The following is a 20,977-nucleotide window of genomic DNA, read 5'->3' as shown; positions in this document are numbered from 1 at the left end:
TTTTAGTTGGTGCCGTCTGTGCCGTTGTTCCACATCATGCCTGGACCCATGTCATTGAAATCAAAATTGCGGTTGCCCATCATGCCGCCACCGTAATTGCCAAGGTCATAGCCTCGTGTCGACAGCCAGAAGCGAATCACAACCATCGCGATGCCGCCAATAATCCAAAGTGCGATTGAAAGGTAACCAAGCACTAGACCAACAAGCGCCAATGGGCGACCGTTTTCGCCCGAACGCTTGATCTGTGAAAGTGAAATGTGACCGGTGATGATTGCAGCTGCGGCACCAATGCCGGTTAGTGCGGTTGCAAGTGACACAACTGAAAGTGTGTTTAGTTTTGTGAAGTCGTACTTCTCTTTAGCAACTACTGCTGCTTCTTTAGCCATTTGGCTGCTCCTTTTATCTTCGAGCAATTGCGCTCACCTGAATTCGACCAGAGTTTGCTGGGAGTGGGCTGGGAGTTAGCGGGACTGTACCTGTGTGACTGGCAGGGTCGATTCGGCTCCGAAGTTTAGGCTCGATGGCTCGCGGCCATCCATGATCAGCTGAGCACCCAGGGTGGCAATCATTGCGCCGTTATCGGTGCACAGGTGCAGCGCCGGAATGCGAAGTTCGATGCCGTTGGCGGCACAGCGCTCGGTGGCCAGCTCACGCAGGCGGGCATTGGCAATCACGCCACCACCAAGCAGCAGGCGAGGCACGTTGTGATCGAGGCAGGCGGCAATTGCTTTGCTCACCAACACATCGACAACTGCTTCTCTAAAGCTGGCGGCAACGTCGGCCTTGTTGTAGTTCTCGCCCTTGGCATCGGCCACTTCAACCCAACGCGCAACCGCAGTTTTCAAACCCGAAAACGAGAAGTTGTATCGGTTCTTCTCCATGTCTTTTGGCAGGGTGAGACCGCGTGGGAATCTAATTGCTTTCGGGTCGCCACCGATTGCCGCCTTGTCGATTTCTGGGCCGCCCGGATATTTGAGCGACAGCAATCTTGCGACTTTGTCGAAAGCTTCACCGGCAGCATCATCGATAGTTTCACCAAGCAACTCAACATCGTTTAGCAAATCGCGCACGAGCAACAAAGAGGTGTGACCGCCACTCACCAACAAAGCGATGGTTGGGGTTTGCAATACACCGCGTTCAAGAATGTCGACACCAACGTGACCCACCAAGTGGTTCACTGCATAAATCGGTTTTCCAGTTGCTACGGATAGCGCCTTGGCTGCACCGATGCCAACCATAAGTGCGCCACCTAATCCGGGGCCATTGGTAACTGCAATCGCATCAATATCGTTGATGCTCATGTTTGCTTCGGCCAGCGCTTTATCCAAAGTTGGCTTCATTGCTTCAAGGTGGGCGCGCGCGGCAATCTCGGGAACCACACCACCAAAGCGTGCCTGTTCATCCATCGATGAAGAAATTACGTTGGCCAACAACTTGTTGCCGCGCACAATGCCAACACCGGTTTCGTCACAAGATGTTTCGATGCCAAGCACCACCGACTCGCGGCCAATCGAACTGGTTGCAAACTTCAACCGCATTACCCAGGCATCAACGTCATCGGGTTGGTAATAACGAGCGCGGGTATCGATGTGCTCGAAGCCGAGACCGTGATAAAGATTTTGTGCCACCTGGTTGTCGGCACGCACTTCGAGAAAAATTTCGCTGGCGTGCAACTTTCGTGCTTGCGACAGCAACTCGAGCATTAGCTCTTTGCCAAGGCCACGGCCACGCATGCTTGGTGAAACAGCGATGGTTTGAATATCGGCTTGATCGTTTCCAGGCACCTTGCTTAGGCCAGCAAAGCCAACCAGCTGCTCGCCCTCGTGAGCCACCACGTAATAGGTGTGATGAGCCAGCAATTCAAAGTGCATGTTGTCGCGCGACCACGCATCTTTTGCAAAACACTCTTGCTCCAGTTGCATCACGTGTTGCAGGTCAGTCTCGGCTGCCTCGCGAATCGAGAAGGTGCTCATCCGCTCACCTTCTTGCCCGGAGTTGGCACTGCATCTGGTGCACGCAAATAGAGCGCACTCAGGTCGGTGCTTTCGATGCCATCAATCAGTTGCGCTTCAAAAAGTTGACCTAGGGCGGCGGCGTGCACCGGCAGTTCGGTGCGCATCGGGTTGATGCCTCGTTCGCTCAGCATTTCTTCAAGGGCTGCCGGCTTGATTACCCCTGGGCCTTCAATGCAAATAGGTGCGCCCGATGTGGTGCGACCTGAATACAGAGCCCAGTAGACCTCGCTGCGGCGGGCATCCGCGGTAACTAACAAAGGCACTTCGGATGCGCTCAGCGCTTCAAACGCAATCGCATCGAGGCTGACCACGCCAAACAACTTGGCGCCCACGCCCGCGGCAAACATGGTCGCTGCAGCGATGCCCACGCGCAAGCCCGTGAATGGTGCCGGGCCACGGCCAACCACCACGCGTTTAATTTGATGCGAGGCAACGCCGGCATCGGCGAGTGCGGTGGCAATTGCGCGACCGATCACCTCGGTGTGGCCCATGTTGTGGTCGTCGTTAAATTCGGCGAGCAATTCGGCACCGCGAAGTACGGCAACCGAAGTGCCGGCAGAGGTATCGATGCAAAGCGTGTGATTAGGCATAGCGAGCACCAAAGCCTGTCACGGTAACCTCGCGAGTTTCACTAGCACCGGTGTGGTCACGTTCAATCTCAATGTCGAGCCATGAATCGGCAATGCCCTCGGTGAAACCTTTGCCCCACTCGACAATCACAATCGAATTTTCAAAATCGATATCGAGATCGTCGAGTTCGGCCGGGCTGCCCAATCTATAGGCATCAACGTGCACTAGGTTTGGGCCACCGTCTTCACGCTTATGGGTTCGGGCAATTACAAAAGTTGGGCTCGAAACGTTTCCAATTGCACCAAGTGCTTCGCCAATGCCGCGAGTGAGTGTGGTCTTGCCGGCGCCAAGCGGGCCAGTCAGCAGAATCAAATCTCCCGCTCGAAAATCTTTTGCCAAGGCTGCACCCAGATCGTGCATTTCTTCTGGAGTGGTGATTGAGTGCTTGGCCAACACGCGGCCCACTTAGACCTCTTCGCCCAGGTAGGTGCGCTTAAAGCGGCCGCCCATGCGAGTTACAATTTCGTAGTTGATGGTGTCGCCGGCAGCGGCAAGATCATCGGCCGAAGGCACCCCGGATGCCGGGTCGCCAAAAATAGTCACAATGTCACCAGCGGCAACTTTGTCATTGCCCACATCGAGCACAAATTGATCCATCGCAATGCGACTGTCGATTGAATATGTTTTGCCGTTTAGCGAAACCTTGGCGTTGCCACTCGCATTGCGAGGCAAACCCTCTGCGTAGCCAACCGGCACGAGTGCCAGGGTTGATTCGGCTGTGGTCTGGTGCAGGTATCCGTAGCTAATGTTTTGACCAGCTGGCACACGCTTGGTTTGAGTCACCAAAGCTTGTGCGGTCATTGCTGGGCGCAAACCAAAATCGGCAGCGGTGTTTTCGGTGAACGGTGAAAGACCATAGAGCGAAACACCAAGGCGAACCATTTCGTAGTGTGCCTGCGGGTATCGCAGCGCGCCGTCGCTCGCGGTAAGGTGACGAAGCTCAAATTCAACGCCGGCTTCGCGAGCCTGTTCGCAAGCAGTTTCGAATCGCGCTATTTGTTGCAGGTCGTCGGCTTCGCTGGTGCAAGAAAGGTGACTGAAGATTGCCACTACTTGCATGAAACCCTCGGCAACGTATCCGTGGGCGGCTTTCAAAACATCTGGCCACTCAGCGGCGGTTGCGCCATTGCGACCAAGACCGGTGTCAATCTTTAGATGCACACGCGCGGTGCGACCAAGGTGCTCGGCTGCTGCAGCAATTCGCGCGAGCTGCTCAACATTTGCCACACCAAGTTCGATGCCTGCATCAACCGCGCGAACAAATGTGTCACGCGGGTCATGCAACCAAGCCAAGATTGGCAGATCGATTCCGGCATCGCGCAGTGCGAGTGCTTCGTTGATGTCGGCAACGCCAAGGTACTCGGCGCCAGCTGCTTCAAGTTTCTTTGCAACCGGAATCATGCCGTGGCCATAAGCATCGGCTTTGACAATTGCCATCACAATTGCGCCAGAAACTTTGCTGCGCATGGTTTGCAGATTGGTTGCGATTGCGTCGAGATCAATAATCAGTTCACGCATCACGCACCTCCTTCTGCAATTACAAACGCAATGACCATGTCGCCATCGTGAGAAATGGATAGATGAATATTCTGCACCCCAGCGGCCGCGGCAATCTCTGCGGTCTTGCCGCTAAGGGCGAACACCGGCTTGCCCGAGGCTTCTTTTTGCACCTGCATGCCGTGCCATTCAAGTCCGGTGGCCCCGGATAACGCCTTGATTAGCGCCTCCTTGGCGGCAAAGCGGCCGGCCAGAGTGCGAATTGGTGCTTCTAGCTCGGCAGCGGTGAATAGGCGCTCGGCCAACTTTTGATTTTCACCAAGTTTGGTTTCGAAGCGGCTTAGTTCAACCGCATCTACTCCAATGCCAACAATCATCGACTATTCGACCGTTACCGACTTGGCCAGGTTGCGCGGCTGGTCAACATCCAAGCCCTTTGCAGTTGCAAGTTCAAGTGCAAATAGTTGCAGCGGAATCACGGTGAGAATCGAAGAGAAAATGTTTGCTGACTTTGGCACATAGGTAACGTGCTCGGCATAGTTTTCAACTTCGGCATCGCCCTCTTCGGCAATGGCAATCACACGAGCACCGCGCGCGCGAATTTCTTGAATGTTTGAAATCACCTTTGGGTGCAAGCTGTCGGCATCGCGAGGGCTCGGCACGATCACAATTACAGGCTGGCCTTCTTCAATCAGGGCAATTGGGCCGTGCTTCAATTCGCCGGCTGCAAAACCTTCGGCATGAATGTAGGCGAGCTCTTTAAGTTTTAGAGCACCCTCCATTGCCACCGGGAATCCAACGTTGCGACCGAGGAACAAAACTGATTTTGCGGTTGAAAGTTCTTTGCCAAGAGCACGAATTGAATCAAGGCGACCAAGCACCTTGTTGACGCGTGCCGGCATCTTCAAAAGTTCTTTGCCAAGGGAGCGCAATTCTGCGGCTGGCACAGCACCGCGACCGGCACCTAAGAACAATGCCAACAAATAACCAGCGGTCATCTGTGCAACCAGTGCTTTGGTTGAAGCCACTGCAACTTCTGGGCCAGCGTGGGTATAAATCACGGCGTCTGATTCGCGAGCCAAGGTTGCACCCTGAGTGTTGCAAATTGCCAAAACTTTTGCGCCCTGCTCCTTGGCAAAACGAGTTGCCATCAGGGTGTCCATGGTTTCGCCAGACTGGCTCACCGCAACAATCAAAGTGTTTGGGGTAATGATTGGGTCGCGATATCTAAATTCGTGTGCCAACTCAACCTGCACCGGAATGCGTGAGAATTTTTCGATTGCATACTTGGCAACATCGCAAGCGTAAGAAGCTGTGCCGCAAGCAACCATCACAATGCGATCAATCGCTTTAATGTCGGCCTCGGTCAAGCCATCAATCTCTGCCAAGCGCACCGAGCCATCCGAAGCCAAACGACCCATCAGGGTGTCGGCAACCGCCTGCGGTTGGTCGGCAATCTCTTTGGCCATGAATGAACTCCAGCCGCCCTTGCTGGCTGCCGAGGCATCCCAGCTCACGGTAAATTCCTCAGGCACAACTGGTTCGCCATCAAAGGTGCGCAGCTCAACATTGTTGCTGTGCAGAATCACAATCTGGTTTTGACCCACCGAGATTGCGCGCTTGGTGTGCTCAACAAAGGCAGCAACGTCTGAACCCAAGAAGTTCTCGCCATCGCCCAGGCCAACTACCAGCGGTGCGTTGCAGCGGGCAGCCAGAACAACATCCGGGGCATCTTGGTGAATTACAAGAATTGTGAAGGCGCCGTGCAGGCGCTTGACCACTGCGCCAAAAGCAGCAACCAGGTCGCCGGTCTTTTCAAACTCGGCGGCAATCAGGTGAGCGGCAACTTCTGAGTCGGTCTCGCTGGCAAACTTTGTGCCGGCGGCAACCAACTCGGCCTTTAGCTCGGCAAAGTTCTCGATGATGCCGTTGTGAATTAGAGAAAGTTTTGAGGTTGGGCCACCAAGGTGCGGGTGCGCGTTGCCATCGGTTGGTGCGCCATGGGTTGCCCAGCGAGTGTGACCAATGCCGATGTTGGCTGGGGCCAGTGGGTGGTTGGTAATCTCGGCAATCAAGTTGTCGAGTTTGCCGGCTTTTTTGCGTGTCTCAAGTGCGCCACCGTTGGTAATTACCGAAATTCCGGCTGAATCGTATCCGCGGTATTCGAGTCTGCGCAGGCCCCCGAGCAATATTTCTTGGGTTGATTTCGGGCCAACGTAGCCCACGATTCCGCACATGCCTCTAATTTACGGCAGAATGGCTCTTTATGAGCGACCTGCTGAGTCCATTCAATGAGATTTCTCGTGATGACTGGGCAGAACTCGGTTCTCACACCGAATTGCCACTTACCGAAGCCGAAATTACTTCGCTTCGCGGTCTTGGCGACTTTCTAGACCTCAAAGAAGTTACCGAGGTTTATCTTCCGCTCAGTCGCCTGCTAAATCTTTATGTTGCCGAGCACCAAAAACTACACAGCGTCACCAGCGAATTCTTTGGCGAGCAAACCAAGCGCGTGCCATTCATCATTGGTGTTGCTGGTTCGGTAGCGGTTGGCAAGTCAACAGTTTCGCGTTTGCTTAAAGAACTATTAAGCCGCTGGGCTGGCACTCCGCGCGTGGAGCTAGTGACCACCGATGGTTTTCTCTACCCAAACTCAGAACTTGAGCGTCGCAACATCATGCACCGCAAAGGGTTCCCCGAGAGCTACGACCGCCTGGCCCTGTTGAAATTCATTGCCGACATCAAGAGCGGTGTGGCAGAGGTAAACGCTCCGGTCTATTCACACTTGGTTTATGACATCGTGCCCGATGAAGTAAACACCGTGCACAGCCCAGATGTTTTGATTATTGAGGGTCTGAATGTTTTGCAATCACCGGGCGCTGGCCAAGATGTTGCGCTGAGCGATTTCTTCGACTTCAAAATTTATGTTGATGCTCAAACCGAAGATGTCACCGAATGGTTTTTGAACCGTTTCTATAAATTGCGTGAATCGGCGTTTACCAACCCAGCTTCTTATTTTCACCGCTACGCCGAGATGCCGGTAGATCAGGCGCTTGAACGAGCAAACGAAATTTGGCGAACCATCAACCTGCCAAACCTGATCGAGAACATTCTGCCAACCCGCAGTCGAGCCACCCTGGTGCTAAAAAAGGGTGCGAATCACGCGGTTGAGTCTGTTCTGCTGCGCAAACTGTAAATTTCTGTGACCAAACTGTTACCTTTCTGAGGATGGCATCACCGCTAAAGAGGGTTGACTGACCCTGAGCCATTCGTATGGGTGTCGCCGTGGGTTAACCATGGCCCCGACGATGCAAACGATGACTTCTTATAAGTAAGTACATCTATTGGGAGGCTTCACATGAACACTTTGTCTAATGCATTAGACAACGGCCAATTTAACTTGGTCTACAACATACTTTCGCTGGGTCTGGCATCGATGCTATTCACCTCGATTTTTCTCTTCATCGGAAGAGAACGAGTACTGCCTCGCTATCGCATGGCAGTGATGGTCTCTGGAACAGTTACCGCAATTGCCACATATCACTACTTCAGAATGTTCGATAACTTCAACCACGCCTTCGCCGGCACAGTCAATAACCCAGATGCCTACAACGTGGGCTACCGCTACGTGGACTGGTTGCTAACTGTTCCTTTGCTATTGGTCGAGCTGGTTGCTGTTTTGGCACTTGCCAAGGCTGCACAAAGTTCGATCCTAAAGCGCTTGGTTCCTGCGGCCGCTGCAATGATTGTGCTTGGTTACCCGGGCGATGCCAAGTTGGACATTATGGGCCTTCCAGCTTCGGTTTGGGGCTTGCTGTCTACCATTCCGTTCCTATACATCCTTTACGTTCTCTTTATCGAGCTAGGCAAGAGCTTGTCGCGTCAATCAGTTGAGGTGCAGAAAAAAGTCAAGTTGGTTCGCATTCTGCTGATTGCAACATGGGGCGTTTACCCAATCACCTTCATTTTGGCAATGGGCTCAACCGGCTTCAACGCAAGCGAGTTTGTTGCCCGTGAAGTGGGCTACAGCATTGCGGATATTTTGGCCAAGTGTCTATTTGGCTTGATTATCTTCAGCATTGCACGCATCAAATCTGCAGAAGACGACAAAGAATTCGCCAAGACCGAATTCAAAGACGCCTAATCAGATTTAGCGAATCAAACTCGTGGGCCATCGGAAACGGTGGCCCATTAGTTTATTAACGATTGTTTACGAGCGTAAGGTGAAGGCATGCAGAGTCTGGGCGCTTTCATCCGAGGGGTAGCTCACCCAGAGGCCTTTCATGGGCTGGGCAAACGCCAGCCATATTTCGAGGGTTGGTACATCAAAATAATCAACGCCGACCAAACTCAGCGCTGGGCGGTAATCCCGGGTATTTTTTTTGGAACCGAAAATGGCAAACCGCATAATCAAGCTTTCGTGCAGTTGCTTGATGGACTCACAGGCAGATCTTGGTTTCACAAGTTTGACGCCGAACAATTTGTGGCGGCCACCGACAAATTCGACGTGCGCATTGGCACGAACTACTTCGACAGCAATGGAGTCACTCTAAATTTGCCTCAACTGCGCGGTGAACTAAAGTTCAGCACTCCCCTTGACCCGTGGCCAGTGAAATTCATCGAACCGGGAATCATGGGTTGGTTTGGCATGGTGCCAGCCATGGAATGTTTTCACGGAGTAGTGAGTTTTGGCCATGCACTGCAGGGCACGCTTTCTGTTGAAGGTACCGATGTAAGTTTCAATTCCGGCCGAGGCTACATCGAGAAAGATTGGGGCAAGTCTTTCCCGGCAGGCTACGTATGGATGGCCAGCAATCACATTTCAAATGCACCAGATGCCTCACTGATTGCTTCGGTTGCATTGATCCCCTGGCTCACCAGTTCATTTCGCGGGTACATTGTTGGCTTTAAGCACAGCGGCAAGCTTTTTAAATGGTCGACCTATAACCGGGCCAAAGAAGTGAAACTAACGATTGACGATTCTCATGTGCACTGGTCGCTTACTTCAAAGCACGGCACACTCGAACTAAAGGCGGCTCGAGTGCGGGGCGGATTGCTGCACGCACCGCTGCGCACAGCGATGTATCAACGCGTTGAAGAAACTTTGGATGCCACGATTGAGATTAAACACACCGCCGCAAACGGCGAAGTTTTGTATGAAGGTCTGGCAACTTGCGCAGGATTAGAAGTATTTGGTGACATAGAGAAACTCTTGGCCACTCACACTTAGTTTTTATAGAGCCAGTTCTTTTTCAACCACGCGAGCGATGCGCTCAGCCCATGATTGCGCAGTGCCTGCATCGGCGGCTTCAACCATCACGCGCACTAGCGGCTCGGTGCCTGAGGCACGCAACAGAATGCGGCCGGTGCCGTGCAAATCTTTTTCGGCTTCGGCAACTACGGCTTGCACCGCGGCATTTGAATCGCACTTGTTTTTGTCAACGCCAGGCACGTTCAACAAAACCTGCGGATAAACCTGCATCACGCCAGCCAACTCTGCAAGAGTCTTTTTTGATCGTGCCATTTCGGCGCCAATCTTGAGTCCGGTAAGAATGCCATCACCGGTTGTTGCGTGACGAGAGAAAATTACGTGACCCGATTGCTCGCCACCAAGGGTGTAGCCGCCGGCGCGAATTTCTTCGAGCACATAGCGGTCGCCAACCTTGGTTTCAATCATGTCGATGCCGTTTTCTTTCATGGCAATCTTCAAACCCAAGTTGCTCATCACTGTGGCAACCAAAGTGTTGCGCGCCAGTAATCCGCGTTGCTTCATTGAAAGCGCCAAGATGGCCATGATCTGATCGCCGTCGATGATTGCGCCGTTGGCATCAACTGCAAGGCAACGGTCGGCATCGCCGTCGTGTGCCACACCAAAATCTGCGCCGTGTTCAAGCACAGCTGTTTGCAATGCCGAAAGGTGAGTTGAACCGTATCCGAGGTTAATGTTCATGCCGTCTGGGTCGGCGCCAATCACAATTACCTTTGCGCCGGCATCGGCGAACACCTGTGGCGATACACCAGCTGCAGCACCGTGTGCGCAGTCGACAACAACCTTTAGCCCGTCGAGACGATTTGGAATTGCACCTAGCAAGTGCACGATGTAGCGATCTTCGGCATCGGCAAAACGTTGCACGTGACCCACGCCCGCACCAAGAGGTGCAAGCGGTTCGTTTTGCATTGCAGCCTCGATTAGATCTTCAATGTCGTCTGGCAACTTGTGGCCACCGCGCGCAAAAAACTTAATGCCGTTGTCTGGAGCTGGGTTGTGTGAAGCAGAAATCATCACACCGAAATCGGCGTCGAGGTCTGCAGTCAAAAACGCGGTTGCCGGTGTTGGCAAAACGCCTGCGTCGAAAACATCAACACCGGATGATGATAAGCCGGCAGAAATTGCAGCGGCTAGAAATTCACCAGAGATGCGCGGGTCGCGACCGATAACCGCTTTTGGTTTGATGCCGCGTGAACGTGCATCTGCACCCAAAACAATTGCGGCGGCTTGAGCAAGTTTGATTGCAAGATCTGCCGTTAAATCACGATTGGCGAGACCTCGAACACCATCGGTGCCAAAGAGTCTCGCCATAACGTGAGTTTATTGCTTAGAAAGCAGTGAAGTGTTGGATTAACGCTTCGAGAACTGAGAAGCCTTACGCGCCTTCTTCAGACCAGCCTTCTTGCGCTCGATCACACGTGAGTCGCGCTTTAGGAAGCCAGCCTTCTTTAGGTCTGCACGGTTGTTGTCGCGGTCGATCTCGTTAAGTGCACGAGCGATGCCTAGACGCAGTGCGCCAGCCTGACCAGCTGAGCCACCGCCGTTGATGCGAGCAACAACGTCGTATGCGTTCTTTAGGTCAAGAACGGTGAATGGGTCGGTGATTAGCTGCTGGTGCAACTTGTTTGGGAAGTATTCTGCAAGGTCGCGACCGTTCACCTTGATTACGCCAGTGCCTGGCATGATGCGAACGCGAGCGATTGCTTCTTTGCGGCGACCAAGACCAGCACCTGGCTGAGTCAATGGGCCACGTGACTTAACAGCAGCTGACTTAGCAGCTGGAGTCTCGGTGCTGTAGCTCGAAGGAGCTACTTCTTCTGTAGTAGTTGTTTCTACGGTGTCTTTAGCCACGAGGGATTCCTTACTGAGCTACCTGGTCGATGATGAAAGGCTTTGGCTGCTGTGCAGCGTGTGGGTGCTCTGCACCGCGGTAAACCTTAAGTTTGTTTAGCTGGGTTGCACCTAGCTTGTTGTGAGGCAGCATGCCCTTGATTGCTTTTTCAACAGCCTTCTCAGGAGACTTCTCTAGAAGCTCTGCATAAGTAGTTGCTGTTAGACCACCTGGGTAACCAGAGTGACGGTAAGCCTTCTTCTGCTTCAACTTAGCGCCGGTTAGAGCAACCTTGTCAGCGTTGATGATGATCACGAAGTCACCGTTGTCCATGTGTGGAGCAAAGGTTGCCTTGTGCTTGCCGCGCAACAAAGTTGCAGCGTGTGTTGCAAGACGGCCAAGAACTACGTCGGTGGCGTCAATGATTAGCCACTCGTTGCTTAGCTCGTGAGCCTTTGGAGAATAAGTACGCACGTTAAATTGCCTTCTACTTCTAATATCGGATCGAAATGAATCCGCACTGGAAGAAGAAACTTCACGGGATTCACATTTTGCGCTTTGGCGCAATACCAAGGGTCAAGTCTAGCCCGATAACCCCTCGCTGGTCAAACCCTAGTTTTCATCCAAAGTTCGCAAATTTTTGGCCTGTTCGGCCTGGGCAGCCAACTGGCTATTCGGCGGATAGCCCACCTCAATGAGGGTGAGCCCGTGAGGTGGCTGAACCTTGAATGAACCCACCCTAGAGCGACGAGCCAAAGTAGCGGCCACCTGATCTGAGCCCACTCGCCCACCACCGGCGGCAATCAAGGCACCCACAATCGAACGCACCATGTTGTGGCAAAAGGCATCGGCCACCAGCTCAACCTCAATCACGTTGCCAGCCTTTTTATTGCGGCTCACCTTGATCGATCGAACCTCGCGAATGGTCGTGGCGCCATCCTTAGGGCGGCAAAATGAGGCGTAGTCATGAAGACCCACCAGCGCTAGGGATGCCGCCTGCATGGCCAAGGTATCGAGTTCAAATTTGATCCACAGGGTAGATCTGGCTAGCAACGGATTTTTGATGGCCAGCTTGTCGGCGATTATGTAGCGATATTTGCGGTAGGAAGCCGAATAGCGAGCGTCGAAGCCCTTTGGGGGTTCGGTGACATCGAGAATGCGAATGTCGGTTGGCAGCAGGTCGTTGAGGCTGCCCATCATGCCAACGGTTCGACCCAGGCGCTTGAGTTGCGTTGGGGTTAGGTCGATGTGCACAACTTGGCCGGTGGCGTGCACGCCGGCGTCGGTTCGGCCGGCAACGCGCATTTCAAAGGAGGCCTTGCTCTTACCAAAAACCGTAGTTAGCGCCTTGAGCAGTTCGCCCTGAACGGTTTTGTGGCCCTTCTGAAAAGCAAAGCCGAAATAGTCGGTGCCGTCATAGGCCAGGTCGAGCCGGTAACGAATAAGCCCGTCAACCTGAGGGTCAACGGGCTTAGACATAAAACTAACCTTATTCGGCTGCTGGAGTCTCTTCAGTTCCAGCGGCTTCTTCAGCTGCTGCAACTTCTTCAAAAGGAGCTGCTGCTTCAGCTGCTGGAGCCTCGGCAACTGCTTCTGCAGCTGCTTCTACGGTCTCAGCAGGAACTTCTTCAACAACTTCTTCAGCAACTACTGCTGCAGCGGTTGCCTTGATGGTGTTCTCAAGCTTTGGCTTCTTGTTAACTGCCTTTGGGTTTACCGGCTCAAGCACTAGCTCAATAAGAGCTAGAGGAGCGTTGTCACCCTTGCGGAAGCCAAGCTTGGTGATGCGAGTGTAGCCACCCTGACGGTCTGCAACCTGAGGTGCGATGTTGGTGAACAACTCGTGCACAACAGACTTGTCGGTGATCATTGAAAGAACACGACGACGAGCTGCAAGGTCTCCGCGCTTTGCGAAGGTTACAAGACGCTCAGCCAACGGACGAAGACGCTTTGCCTTAGTCTCGGTGGTTGTGATCTTGCCGTGCTTGAACAAGCTAGTTGCCATGTTGCGAAGAAGCAGACGCTCGTGAGCTGGTCCGCCACCTAGACGTGGGCCTTTAGTTGGGGCTGCCATTTATTTCTCCTCTTGAAATTCTCGAGTGACCAGAATTAAATCTGGTCTTCCTCGTCGTATGCCGAGCTGAAGTATGCTGCGTCAAAACCTGGCACAGCATCCTTGAACTTAAGTCCCATCGAAACTAGCTTGTCGCGAACTTCGTCTACAGACTTGCTGCCGAAGTTGCGGATGTTCATCAACTGGTCTTCTGACAGAGCGATTAGCTCTGACACAGTGTTGATGCCCTCACGCTTTAGGCAGTTGTATGAACGGACGGTTAGGTCCAGGTCTTCGATTGGCATTGCGAGTTCTGGTGACAGACCTGCTTCTACAGGTGCTGGACCAATCTCGATACCCTCGGCTGCAGTGTTCAACTCGCGGGCTAGGCCGAATAGTTCAACAAGAGTGTGACCTGCAGATGCAACTGCGTCACGTGGAGTGATCGAAGGCTTTGTTTCAACATCAACAATTAGCTTGTCGAAGTTGGTGAACTCACCGGCACGAGTTGCCTCAACGCGGTAAGAAACCTTTAGCACTGGTGAATAGATTGAGTCGATTGGAATCACACCAGCGTCTGCATCTGGGTTGCGGTTCTGTGATGCCTGCACGTAGCCACGGCCACGCTCGATGGTCAGTTCAACTTCGAACTTTGCCTTTGCATTGATGGTTGCAATAACTAGCTCTGGGTTGTGAACCTCTACACCAGCAGGAACCTGGATGTCAGCGGCGGTTACCGGGCCAGCAGTCTGCTTGCGCAAGTGTGCAACTACAGGTGCGTCGTGCTCAGATGAAACTACAAGATCTTTGATGTTCAAGATGATCTCGGTTACGTCTTCTTTAACACCTTCGATGGTGCTGAACTCGTGACGAACACCCTCGATGCGAATGTTGGTAACTGCTGCACCTGGGATAGATGACAACAGGGTACGGCGAAGCGAGTTGCCGAGGGTGTAACCGAAGCCAGGCTCTAGAGGCTCAAGTGCAAAACGTGAGCGGTTGGTTGATAGTACTTCTTCGTGCCGGGTTGGACGCTGTGCAATTAGCACGTTTGGTTCCTTTCAGCTAGACATCCACTATTTGATGTCTATTTGTTGGGTTCTCAGCAGTGGCCACTGCTGAGACTTGATGCGAGTTAAAACTTTTATGAACCTCAGGAACAAGGTTCATGGGTGATGTCGAAGACGACACCATAAATTTGTTAGACGCGACGACGCTTTGGCGGACGGCAACCGTTGTGTGCCTGAGGAGTCACGTCAGAGATTGAACCAACCTCTAGACCTGCAGCCTGCAGTGAACGGATTGCAGTTTCGCGACCAGAGCCTGGGCCCTTAACGAAAACGTCAACCTTCTTTAGGCCGTGCTCCTGTGCCTTGCGAGCAGCTGCTTCAGCAGCAAGCTGTGCGGCAAACGGGGTTGACTTGCGAGAACCCTTGAAGCCAACGTCACCAGATGATGACCATGAAATTACCGCACCGGTTGGGTCGGTAATTGAAACGATTGTGTTGTTGAAGGTCGACTTGATGTGAGCCTGACCAACAGCAATGTTCTTCTTCTCTTTGCGGCGTGGCTTGCGCGCTGACGCTGCTGCCTTAGGTGCTGCCATGAGTTTCTCCTAGATTCTTAAAGTTTTAGTGAGGGGCTACAAGTGCCTATGGGCTACTTGCGAGCCGCCTTCTTCTTGCCGGCTACGGTGCGCTTTGGACCCTTGCGAGTACGTGCGTTGGTCTTGGTGCGCTGACCACGAACAGGTAGTCCCTTGCGGTGACGAATACCTTCGTATGAACCGATTTCAACCTTGCGGCGAATGTCTGCTGCAACATCACGGCGGAGGTCACCCTCAACCTTGTAAGTGCCTTCGATGAAGTCACGAATTGCAACCAACTGGTCGTCAGTTAGGTCTTTTACGCGGATGTTTTTGTCGATCTTGGTCTCAGTCAAGATTTGAACTGAGCGAGTACGGCCAACGCCGTAGATGTAGGTAAGTGCGATTTCGACGCGCTTCGCGTCTGGAATATCGGCTCCGGCAACACGTGCCATGGGATTTCTCCTTGTTTTTTGAATGTCTGCAGCAACACTTCCGAATCTCACGATTGGGCTCCAGCATTCTCTGGAGGTGAAGTTCTTGCGAACTTTGTGTTGCCTTTTATTTTTTGAAGCTATTTAGTTGTGCGGTGAAACTGTGAAGACTTTGGTTCGCTGTGATTAGCCTTGACGTTGCTTGTGGCGCGGGTTGTCGCAGATAACCATGACGCGACCGTGACGACGAATGACTTTGCACTTGTCGCAAATCTTCTTAACGCTTGGGTTAACCTTCATGATTTTTACTTTCTTTATTTGTAGCGATAAATGATGCGTCCACGAGTCAGGTCATAGCTGCTCAGTTCCACAATCACGCGGTCCTCTGGGAGGATGCGAATGTAGTGCTGACGCATTTTTCCTGAAATGTGGGCTAGAACTTTGTGACCGTTATCCAACTCAACGCGGAACATTGCGTTTGGAAGAGCCTCGACGACCGAACCTTCGATCTCGATGACACCGTCTTTACTGGCCATAACTCACTTATCTGCTTCAAGCTTTGGAGGTGCCTGGCACGCAAAAAAACCAAACCTTGCGGATGGGATTTGCGGTAAGAAACACCGAAGATCAATCCTATGGGATTTCGCGGGATATGGGAAATTAAATGTTTGCCCAAATGCCGATTTAAACCAGTGGCACCGGGATAACGCCGAAACGAGCCAACTTTTCGACTCCGCCATCAGGCTCGGTCAAAACCCAAATTCCACCCGAGTGCACAGCAACGGTGTGCTCCCAGTGGCTGGCGTCGCCGCCATCCTTAGTAGAAACAGTCCACGCGTCAGCCAAAATCTTGGTTTTTGCGCTGCCGGCGGTGACCATTGGCTCGATGGCTACGCATAGGCCAGGCACCACTTTTGGGCCTTTTTCGCGCACCGCATAATTGAAAACCGGCGGTTCTTCGTGCATCGAGCGGCCAATGCCATGACCCACATATTCCTCAAGAATGCCAAATTTGCGGCCAGATTCCTGGGCTTCTTCTCGAATGTATGCCTCGATGGCGGCGCCAACCTCATTTAGGTGTTCGGCGGTGGCCAAAGCTGCAATGCCCACCCAAAGCGAGGTTTCGGTGGTTTTGCTTAGGTGCTCGCGCAATCCGTGGGTTTCTGGGTCTCCCCCTGGAACCACCACAGTGATGGCACTGTCGCCGTTCCATTCGCCAATTTCGGCTCCACAGTCAATCGACACAATGTCGCCGGCGGCCAAAATGCGCTCTGGTGATGGAATGCCGTGCACGATCTCGTCATTAATCGATGAGCAAATGGTGTGCTGGTATCCGGGGACTAATTGAAAGTTTGAGTGACCACCAAGGCCTCGGATGGTGTCGTCGGCAATTTTGTCGAGTTCGAGGGTGCTAATGCCAGGTTTGATTGCGGCTTTTACAGCGGCCAAAGCTGCAGCGGTCGCCAATCCGGCTTCGCGCATGGCAATAATCTGAGCGTTTGTTTTTAGTTCAAACCCGGTGCGTGACATGAATTACAGGTTTGGGGTTAAGCCGCGAGCGTCAAGCGCTTCAAGAATGCGGTCGGTAACTTCGGCAACTTCGCCAAGACCGTCGATGCGCACAACGATTCCGCGTGATGCATAAATGTCAATTAGCGGAGCTGTCTGCTCTTCATAAACTTCGAGACGACGACGAATTACATCTTCAGTGTCATCGGCACGACCCTGCTCAATCGCACGGTTTAGCAAACGACGAACAACTTCATCGGTGTTTGCAGTCAACTGAACAACAACGTCTAGTTGTGTGCCAAGCGCAGTCAAAATGCTGTCTAGCTCAACAACCTGATCTGCAGTGCGTGGGTAGCCATCCAGCAAGAACCCAGCTGCGGCATCGCTCTGTGAAAGGCGGTCGCGAACCAAGTCGTTGGTCAATGAATCTGGCACATACTCGCCGCGATCCATAAAACCCTTGGCAAGTTTGCCAAGTTCGGTTTCATTCTTTACGTTGTGACGAAAGATATCGCCGGTTGAAATCGCAGGGATTGCAAACGCGGCTGAAAGACGCTCTGCCTGAGTTCCCTTGCCGGCGCCCGGGGCGCCAATCAAGAGGAGGCGGCTCACTTCAGAAGACCTTCGTAGTTGCGCTGTTGCATCTGAGCGTTGATTTGCTTGACGGTCTCAAGACCAACACCCACGATAATCAAAATTGATGTTCCACCGAACGGGAAGTTCTGGTTGGCACCGATTAGTGAGAATGCAATCAACGGAATCAGCGCAATCAATCCGAGGTAAATAGCGCCTGGGAATGTGATGCGGCTCAAAACGTATTCAAGGAATTCGGTGGTTGGGCGACCGGCACGGATGCCAGGAATGAAACCGCCGTATTGCTTCATGTTGTCTGAAACTTCTTCTGGGTTGAATGTAATTGCAACGTAGAAGTAGGTGAAGCCAAGAATTAGCAAGAAGTACAACGCCATGTATAGCGGGTGGTCACCCTTGGTTAGGTACTGAGAAACCCAGCTAACCCAGTCGGCAACTTTTCCGTTGGCATCTGGCTGGTTGAACTGAGCAATCAACGCTGGCAAGTAAAGCAATGACGAAGCGAAGATTACTGGAACCACACCGGCCATGTTGACCTTGATTGGAATGTATGTGCTCTGGCCACCGTAAGTGCGGCGACCAACCATGCGCTTTGCATATTGAACCGGGATGCGGCGCTGTGATTGCTCGACCAAGATAACTAGGCCAACCACAACAACACCAACGGCAAGAACAAGAAGAAGAGTTTCGATGTTCTTCTGCTCAGCGATTGAGGTAAGTGATGCAGGGAAGCGAGATGCGATTGATGTGAAAATCAAAAGCGACATTCCGTTGCCAACGCCACGCTCGGTGATTAGCTCACCAAGCCACATGATCAAACCGGTACCCGCGGTCATGGTTAGAACCATTACGCCAACACCCAAAGGTGAAGAGTCGGTAAGAATTGGCAGCACACAGTCAGCACCGAACAATGCACCTTGGCGTGCAACAGCAATCAATGTTGTTGACTGAAGAACACCAAGTGCAATTGTTAGGTAACGGGTGTACTGAGTAAGAGTTGCCTGGCCAGACTGACCCTCTTTGTGCAGTGTTTCAAAGTGCGGAATAACCACACGAAGAAGCTGGGTAATGATCGAAGCCGTAATGTACGGCATGATTCCCAACGCAAAGATTGAAAGCTGAAGCAGCGCGCCACCAGAGAACAGGTTTACAAGTTCGTAAAGACCTGAAGTGTTCTGGGTCTGTGCCAAACACTTTTGCACGTTGCCATAGTCAACGAATGGAGCTGGAATAAACGAGCCCAAACGGAAGATGGCAACGATTGCAAGAGTGAATAGCAGTTTGCTACGCAAGTCCGGAGTGCGGAATGCACGAAGAATGGCGCTGATCAACTTAAGCCTCCTGGCTTGTAAGAAACTTTGTGGTTACTCGGTTACTGAGCCACCGGCGGCAACGATCTTGGCCTTTGCAGACTCAGATACCTTGTCGACACTGATGGTTAGTTTAACTGAGATGTCGCCGTTGCCTAGAACCTTGACAGGCTCGTTCTTGCGAACAAGACCCTTAGACACTAGATCTGCAACGGTAACGTTGCCACCTGCTGGATAGTGTTCAGCAAGCTTCTCGATGTTGACTACCTGGTACTCAACGCGGAACGGGTTCTTGAAACCACGAAGCTTAGGGGTGCGCATTACTAGACGAACACCACCACCTTCGAAGCCTGGACGAACCTGGTAACGAGCCTTTGTACCCTTGGTACCACGACCAGCAGTCTTACCCTTAGATGCCTCACCACGACCAACACGAGTGCGGTCTTTCTTTGAGCCCGGAGCCGGACGCAAGTGGTGCAACTTCAAAACGTTTGACTTTTCTGCAGGTGCAGCAGCCTTCTTGGCAGGAGCCTTAGCAGCGGCAGCCTTAGGTGCCTTAGCTTCGGTTGCTTCTGCCTTCTCGGCCTTAGGTGCAGCAGCTTTCGCTGCAGCTGGAGCCTTTGCAGCCGCTGGAGCTTTCGCCGCAGCTGGCTTCTTTGCAGCAGGAGCCTTAGCTTCTGCCGGAGTTGACTTGTCGTCGGCCATTAGTTGATCTCCTCGACCTTAACTAGGTGAGCAACGGTCTGAACCATGCCGCGTACTGAAGGAGAGTCCTCTTTGACAATGATGTCGCCGATTCGCTTTAGTCCTAGAGTGCGCAGGGTCTCGCGCTGGTTTGGCTTGTTGCCAATCTTGCTCTTGATTTGGGTTACCTTTAGACGGTTAGCCATGATTAGGCACCTGCCTTTGCCTGGCGAAGAAGACCTGCCGGAGCAACTTCTTCAAGAGTTAGACCACGACGTGCAGCAACTGCAGCTGGCTCTTCGAGCTGACGCAATGCGGCGATGGTGGCGTGAACGATGTTGATGGTGTTTGAAGAACCCAATGACTTTGAAAGAACGTCGTGGATTCCTGCACACTCAAGCACTGCACGAACAGGACCGCCGGCGATTACACCGGTTCCCTGAGATGCTGGGCGAAGAAGTACAACACCAGCTGCTGCCTCGCCCTGAACTGGGTGAGGAATTGTGCTTGATGAGCGTGGAACGCGGAAGAAGTTCTTCTTCGCCTCTTCTACACCCTTAGCAATAGCTGATGGAACTTCTTTTGACTTGCCGTAGCCAACGCCAACTAGACCGTTGCCGTCACCAACAACAACTAGTGCGGTGAAGCTAAAGCGACGACCACCCTTAACAACCTTTGATACACGGTTGATAGTAACAACACGCTCTAGGAACGGGCTCTTCTCGGTTTCGCGCTCGCGACGGTCGTTGCGAGGTGCACGCTCACGTGAACCACGACGAGCTTCGCGCTCAGTAGCTTCTACGGTCTCAGTTGCAACAACAGCGGTTGCAGCTTCAGTTGACTCAGTCGACAACACTTGCTCCTTGTTTTCTGGGCTCATAGTTCCAGCCCACCTTCACGTGCGCCATCAGCAATTGCTGCTACGCGACCTGCGTATTTGTTGCCACCGCGGTCAAAAATAACCTGAGAGATTCCGGCCTTCTTGGCGCGCTCTGCGATTAGCAAACCGATCTGCTTTGACTTCTCTGACTTGTCGCCAGAAGCCTTACGCATATCTGCTTCCATGGTTGAAGCTGAAACCAAAGTGATGCCCTTGGTGTCGTCTACAACCTGAACGAACACGTGACGTGCCGAACGAGTTACAACCAAACGTGGACGCATTGCGTCGCCGGCGATCTTCTTGCGAAGACGTAGGTGGCGGCGAGTACGGGCAGCTGCCTTGCTCTTTCCGCGAGTTCTAGTAGTTAGACCCATGATTACTTACCTGACTTTCCGGCCTTGCGGCGAACAACTTCGCCTGCGTAGCGAACACCCTTGCCCTTGTAAGGCTCTGGCTTGCGCAACTTGCGCAGGTTAGCTGCCATTTCACCAACGGCTTGCTTGTCGATGCCCGACACAGAAACCTTGGTGTTGCCTTCAACGGTGAAAGTGATTCCGGCTGGTGCCTGAACCAGGATCGGGTGTGAGTAACCAAGCGCGAACTCAATGTCTGAGCCCTTTGCAGTTACACGGTAACCGGTACCAACGATCTCAAGACCCTTGGTGAATCCCTGGGTAACACCGGTGATG

The 20,977-nt window shown here is 52.7% G+C and carries 28 protein-coding genes; 3 read left to right on the top strand and 25 right to left on the bottom strand.

All coding sequences use genetic code 11. The annotated features are described in order from the left end of the window. Nucleotides 1–2: 2 nt before the first annotated feature. The 7 genes from Q0L28_RS04380 to glmS all read right to left on the bottom strand — a co-directional run bounded on the left by Q0L28_RS04380 (nucleotide 3) and on the right by glmS (nucleotide 6,379). The gene (locus tag Q0L28_RS04380; RefSeq protein ID WP_296632144.1) at nucleotides 3–386 is read right to left on the bottom strand and encodes a DUF4190 domain-containing protein; all 384 of its coding nucleotides are present in this window, start codon (nucleotides 384–386) and stop codon (nucleotides 3–5) included. 75 nt (nucleotides 387–461) lie between these two features. Next, nucleotides 462–1,973, bottom strand: a complete 1,512-nt coding sequence (gene tsaD / locus Q0L28_RS04375) for a tRNA (adenosine(37)-N6)-threonylcarbamoyltransferase complex transferase subunit TsaD (RefSeq protein ID WP_296632139.1) — start codon at nucleotides 1,971–1,973, stop codon at nucleotides 462–464. Beyond that, nucleotides 1,970–2,605 (bottom strand): tRNA (adenosine(37)-N6)-threonylcarbamoyltransferase complex dimerization subunit type 1 TsaB, encoded by a 636-nt coding sequence (tsaB, locus tag Q0L28_RS04370; RefSeq protein WP_296632137.1) that lies wholly within the window; start codon nucleotides 2,603–2,605, stop codon nucleotides 1,970–1,972. Before tsaB ends, tsaD begins: the two co-directional genes overlap by 4 nt. After that, complete coding sequence (gene tsaE, locus Q0L28_RS04365) at nucleotides 2,598–3,050, bottom strand: tRNA (adenosine(37)-N6)-threonylcarbamoyltransferase complex ATPase subunit type 1 TsaE (RefSeq protein WP_366843521.1); 453 nt, start codon at nucleotides 3,048–3,050, stop codon at nucleotides 2,598–2,600. Before tsaE ends, tsaB begins: the two co-directional genes overlap by 8 nt. Further along, nucleotides 3,051–4,163 carry an alanine racemase gene (alr, locus tag Q0L28_RS04360; RefSeq protein WP_296632134.1) on the bottom strand — a complete coding sequence of 371 codons (1,113 nt, stop codon included), beginning with the start codon at nucleotides 4,161–4,163 and terminating at the stop codon, nucleotides 3,051–3,053. Beyond that, nucleotides 4,163–4,519 carry a holo-ACP synthase gene (locus tag Q0L28_RS04355; RefSeq protein ID WP_296632132.1) on the bottom strand — a complete coding sequence of 119 codons (357 nt, stop codon included), beginning with the start codon at nucleotides 4,517–4,519 and terminating at the stop codon, nucleotides 4,163–4,165. The genes alr and Q0L28_RS04355 overlap by 1 nt, the downstream gene beginning before the upstream one ends. A gap of 3 nt (nucleotides 4,520–4,522) precedes the next feature. Beyond that, nucleotides 4,523–6,379: a glutamine--fructose-6-phosphate transaminase (isomerizing) gene (gene glmS, locus Q0L28_RS04350; RefSeq protein ID WP_296632129.1), complete on the bottom strand. Its 1,857-nt coding sequence runs from the start codon at nucleotides 6,377–6,379 to the stop codon at nucleotides 4,523–4,525. Nucleotides 6,380–6,408: 29 nt separating this feature from the next. Between glmS and coaA the strand changes: the two genes are divergently transcribed. From coaA to Q0L28_RS04335, 3 genes are all read left to right on the top strand, one after another. Further along, a complete protein-coding gene (gene coaA / locus Q0L28_RS04345) occupies nucleotides 6,409–7,338 on the top strand; it encodes a type I pantothenate kinase (protein ID WP_296632126.1) in 930 nt (309 codons plus the stop codon). 162 nt (nucleotides 7,339–7,500) lie between these two features. Beyond that, nucleotides 7,501–8,286 carry a bacteriorhodopsin-like gene (locus Q0L28_RS04340; protein WP_296632124.1) on the top strand — a complete coding sequence of 262 codons (786 nt, stop codon included), beginning with the start codon at nucleotides 7,501–7,503 and terminating at the stop codon, nucleotides 8,284–8,286. Nucleotides 8,287–8,373: 87 nt separating this feature from the next. After that, a complete protein-coding gene (locus Q0L28_RS04335) occupies nucleotides 8,374–9,372 on the top strand; it encodes a tocopherol cyclase family protein (RefSeq protein WP_296632121.1) in 999 nt (332 codons plus the stop codon). 3 nt (nucleotides 9,373–9,375) lie between these two features. Here the strand turns inward: Q0L28_RS04335 and glmM are convergent, their stop codons facing one another. The 18 genes from glmM to rplF form a co-directional block, all read right to left on the bottom strand. Continuing rightward, nucleotides 9,376–10,722, bottom strand: a complete 1,347-nt coding sequence (gene glmM / locus Q0L28_RS04330) for a phosphoglucosamine mutase (protein ID WP_296632118.1) — start codon at nucleotides 10,720–10,722, stop codon at nucleotides 9,376–9,378. A 39-nt stretch (nucleotides 10,723–10,761) separates the two neighbouring features. After that, the gene (gene rpsI / locus Q0L28_RS04325; RefSeq protein ID WP_296632115.1) at nucleotides 10,762–11,262 is read right to left on the bottom strand and encodes a 30S ribosomal protein S9; all 501 of its coding nucleotides are present in this window, start codon (nucleotides 11,260–11,262) and stop codon (nucleotides 10,762–10,764) included. A 10-nt stretch (nucleotides 11,263–11,272) separates the two neighbouring features. Further along, nucleotides 11,273–11,716 (bottom strand): 50S ribosomal protein L13, encoded by a 444-nt coding sequence (rplM, locus tag Q0L28_RS04320; protein ID WP_296632112.1) that lies wholly within the window; start codon nucleotides 11,714–11,716, stop codon nucleotides 11,273–11,275. Between the two features lie 138 nt (nucleotides 11,717–11,854). Continuing rightward, a complete protein-coding gene (gene truA, locus Q0L28_RS04315; RefSeq protein ID WP_296632109.1) occupies nucleotides 11,855–12,721 on the bottom strand; it encodes a tRNA pseudouridine(38-40) synthase TruA in 867 nt (288 codons plus the stop codon). A 10-nt stretch (nucleotides 12,722–12,731) separates the two neighbouring features. After that, nucleotides 12,732–13,316 carry a 50S ribosomal protein L17 gene (rplQ, locus tag Q0L28_RS04310; protein ID WP_296632107.1) on the bottom strand — a complete coding sequence of 195 codons (585 nt, stop codon included), beginning with the start codon at nucleotides 13,314–13,316 and terminating at the stop codon, nucleotides 12,732–12,734. A 35-nt stretch (nucleotides 13,317–13,351) separates the two neighbouring features. After that, complete coding sequence (locus Q0L28_RS04305) at nucleotides 13,352–14,344, bottom strand: DNA-directed RNA polymerase subunit alpha (protein WP_296632104.1); 993 nt, start codon at nucleotides 14,342–14,344, stop codon at nucleotides 13,352–13,354. Nucleotides 14,345–14,496: 152 nt separating this feature from the next. Then, the gene (gene rpsK / locus Q0L28_RS04300; RefSeq protein WP_296632101.1) at nucleotides 14,497–14,901 is read right to left on the bottom strand and encodes a 30S ribosomal protein S11; all 405 of its coding nucleotides are present in this window, start codon (nucleotides 14,899–14,901) and stop codon (nucleotides 14,497–14,499) included. A gap of 53 nt (nucleotides 14,902–14,954) precedes the next feature. Next, nucleotides 14,955–15,335, bottom strand: a complete 381-nt coding sequence (gene rpsM, locus Q0L28_RS04295; protein WP_296632099.1) for a 30S ribosomal protein S13 — start codon at nucleotides 15,333–15,335, stop codon at nucleotides 14,955–14,957. 165 nt (nucleotides 15,336–15,500) lie between these two features. After that, nucleotides 15,501–15,614, bottom strand: coding sequence for a 50S ribosomal protein L36 (gene rpmJ, locus Q0L28_RS04290; protein ID WP_038503151.1), 114 nt, complete (start codon nucleotides 15,612–15,614; stop codon nucleotides 15,501–15,503). Nucleotides 15,615–15,628: 14 nt separating this feature from the next. After that, on the bottom strand, nucleotides 15,629–15,850 hold the full coding sequence (gene infA, locus Q0L28_RS04285) for a translation initiation factor IF-1 (RefSeq protein ID WP_296632086.1): 222 nt from the start codon (nucleotides 15,848–15,850) through the stop codon (nucleotides 15,629–15,631). Between the two features lie 148 nt (nucleotides 15,851–15,998). After that, the gene (gene map, locus Q0L28_RS04280; RefSeq protein ID WP_296632083.1) at nucleotides 15,999–16,844 is read right to left on the bottom strand and encodes a type I methionyl aminopeptidase; all 846 of its coding nucleotides are present in this window, start codon (nucleotides 16,842–16,844) and stop codon (nucleotides 15,999–16,001) included. A gap of 3 nt (nucleotides 16,845–16,847) precedes the next feature. After that, nucleotides 16,848–17,435: an adenylate kinase gene (locus Q0L28_RS04275; RefSeq protein ID WP_296632079.1), complete on the bottom strand. Its 588-nt coding sequence runs from the start codon at nucleotides 17,433–17,435 to the stop codon at nucleotides 16,848–16,850. Beyond that, entirely contained in the window at nucleotides 17,432–18,745 is a 1,314-nt protein-coding gene (gene secY, locus Q0L28_RS04270) for a preprotein translocase subunit SecY (RefSeq protein WP_296632076.1), read from the bottom strand. Before secY ends, Q0L28_RS04275 begins: the two co-directional genes overlap by 4 nt. A gap of 33 nt (nucleotides 18,746–18,778) precedes the next feature. Continuing rightward, the gene (rplO, locus tag Q0L28_RS04265) at nucleotides 18,779–19,429 is read right to left on the bottom strand and encodes a 50S ribosomal protein L15 (protein WP_296632073.1); all 651 of its coding nucleotides are present in this window, start codon (nucleotides 19,427–19,429) and stop codon (nucleotides 18,779–18,781) included. Continuing rightward, a complete protein-coding gene (gene rpmD, locus Q0L28_RS04260; RefSeq protein WP_296632070.1) occupies nucleotides 19,429–19,614 on the bottom strand; it encodes a 50S ribosomal protein L30 in 186 nt (61 codons plus the stop codon). Before rpmD ends, rplO begins: the two co-directional genes overlap by 1 nt. A 2-nt stretch (nucleotides 19,615–19,616) precedes the next feature. After that, complete coding sequence (rpsE, locus tag Q0L28_RS04255) at nucleotides 19,617–20,288, bottom strand: 30S ribosomal protein S5 (protein WP_296632068.1); 672 nt, start codon at nucleotides 20,286–20,288, stop codon at nucleotides 19,617–19,619. Then, nucleotides 20,285–20,662 carry a 50S ribosomal protein L18 gene (gene rplR, locus Q0L28_RS04250; protein WP_296632066.1) on the bottom strand — a complete coding sequence of 126 codons (378 nt, stop codon included), beginning with the start codon at nucleotides 20,660–20,662 and terminating at the stop codon, nucleotides 20,285–20,287. Before rplR ends, rpsE begins: the two co-directional genes overlap by 4 nt. A 2-nt stretch (nucleotides 20,663–20,664) precedes the next feature. Beyond that, nucleotides 20,665–20,977: 50S ribosomal protein L6 (rplF, locus tag Q0L28_RS04245; protein WP_296632064.1), on the bottom strand; the 313-nt coding region annotated here is incomplete at its 5' end.

Origin of the sequence: Rhodoluna sp. (assembly GCF_024639375.1) — a bacterium.
GTDB lineage: Bacteria > Actinomycetota > Actinomycetes > Actinomycetales > Microbacteriaceae > Rhodoluna.
This window is presented reverse-complemented; position numbering and strand designations above follow the sequence as displayed.

Coding starts and splice junctions, on each gene's coding strand:
- rpsK (WP_296632101.1), bottom strand. CDS start 14,901: ATGGCAGCACCTAAGGCAGCAGCGTCAGCGCGCAAGCCACGCCGCAAA.
- Q0L28_RS04380 (WP_296632144.1), bottom strand. CDS start 386: ATGGCTAAAGAAGCAGCAGTAGTTGCTAAAGAGAAGTACGACTTCACA.
- truA (WP_296632109.1), bottom strand. CDS start 12,721: ATGTCTAAGCCCGTTGACCCTCAGGTTGACGGGCTTATTCGTTACCGG.
- glmM (WP_296632118.1), bottom strand. CDS start 10,722: ATGGCGAGACTCTTTGGCACCGATGGTGTTCGAGGTCTCGCCAATCGT.
- rpsE (WP_296632068.1), bottom strand. CDS start 20,288: ATGAGCCCAGAAAACAAGGAGCAAGTGTTGTCGACTGAGTCAACTGAA.
- rplQ (WP_296632107.1), bottom strand. CDS start 13,316: ATGGCAGCCCCAACTAAAGGCCCACGTCTAGGTGGCGGACCAGCTCAC.
- alr (WP_296632134.1), bottom strand. CDS start 4,163: ATGCGTGAACTGATTATTGATCTCGACGCAATCGCAACCAATCTGCAA.
- glmS (WP_296632129.1), bottom strand. CDS start 6,379: ATGTGCGGAATCGTGGGCTACGTTGGCCCGAAATCAACCCAAGAAATA.
- rpmJ (WP_038503151.1), bottom strand. CDS start 15,614: ATGAAGGTTAACCCAAGCGTTAAGAAGATTTGCGACAAGTGCAAAGTC.
- map (WP_296632083.1), bottom strand. CDS start 16,844: ATGTCACGCACCGGGTTTGAACTAAAAACAAACGCTCAGATTATTGCC.
- coaA (WP_296632126.1), top strand. CDS start 6,409: ATGAGCGACCTGCTGAGTCCATTCAATGAGATTTCTCGTGATGACTGG.
- Q0L28_RS04335 (WP_296632121.1), top strand. CDS start 8,374: ATGCAGAGTCTGGGCGCTTTCATCCGAGGGGTAGCTCACCCAGAGGCC.
- rpsM (WP_296632099.1), bottom strand. CDS start 15,335: ATGGCACGTGTTGCCGGAGCCGATATTCCAGACGCGAAGCGCGTCGAA.
- Q0L28_RS04340 (WP_296632124.1), top strand. CDS start 7,501: ATGAACACTTTGTCTAATGCATTAGACAACGGCCAATTTAACTTGGTC.
- tsaD (WP_296632139.1), bottom strand. CDS start 1,973: ATGAGCACCTTCTCGATTCGCGAGGCAGCCGAGACTGACCTGCAACAC.
- rplR (WP_296632066.1), bottom strand. CDS start 20,662: ATGGGTCTAACTACTAGAACTCGCGGAAAGAGCAAGGCAGCTGCCCGT.
- infA (WP_296632086.1), bottom strand. CDS start 15,850: ATGGCCAGTAAAGACGGTGTCATCGAGATCGAAGGTTCGGTCGTCGAG.
- rpmD (WP_296632070.1), bottom strand. CDS start 19,614: ATGGCTAACCGTCTAAAGGTAACCCAAATCAAGAGCAAGATTGGCAAC.
- tsaB (WP_296632137.1), bottom strand. CDS start 2,605: ATGCCTAATCACACGCTTTGCATCGATACCTCTGCCGGCACTTCGGTT.
- Q0L28_RS04355 (WP_296632132.1), bottom strand. CDS start 4,519: ATGATTGTTGGCATTGGAGTAGATGCGGTTGAACTAAGCCGCTTCGAA.
- rplO (WP_296632073.1), bottom strand. CDS start 19,429: ATGGCCGACGACAAGTCAACTCCGGCAGAAGCTAAGGCTCCTGCTGCA.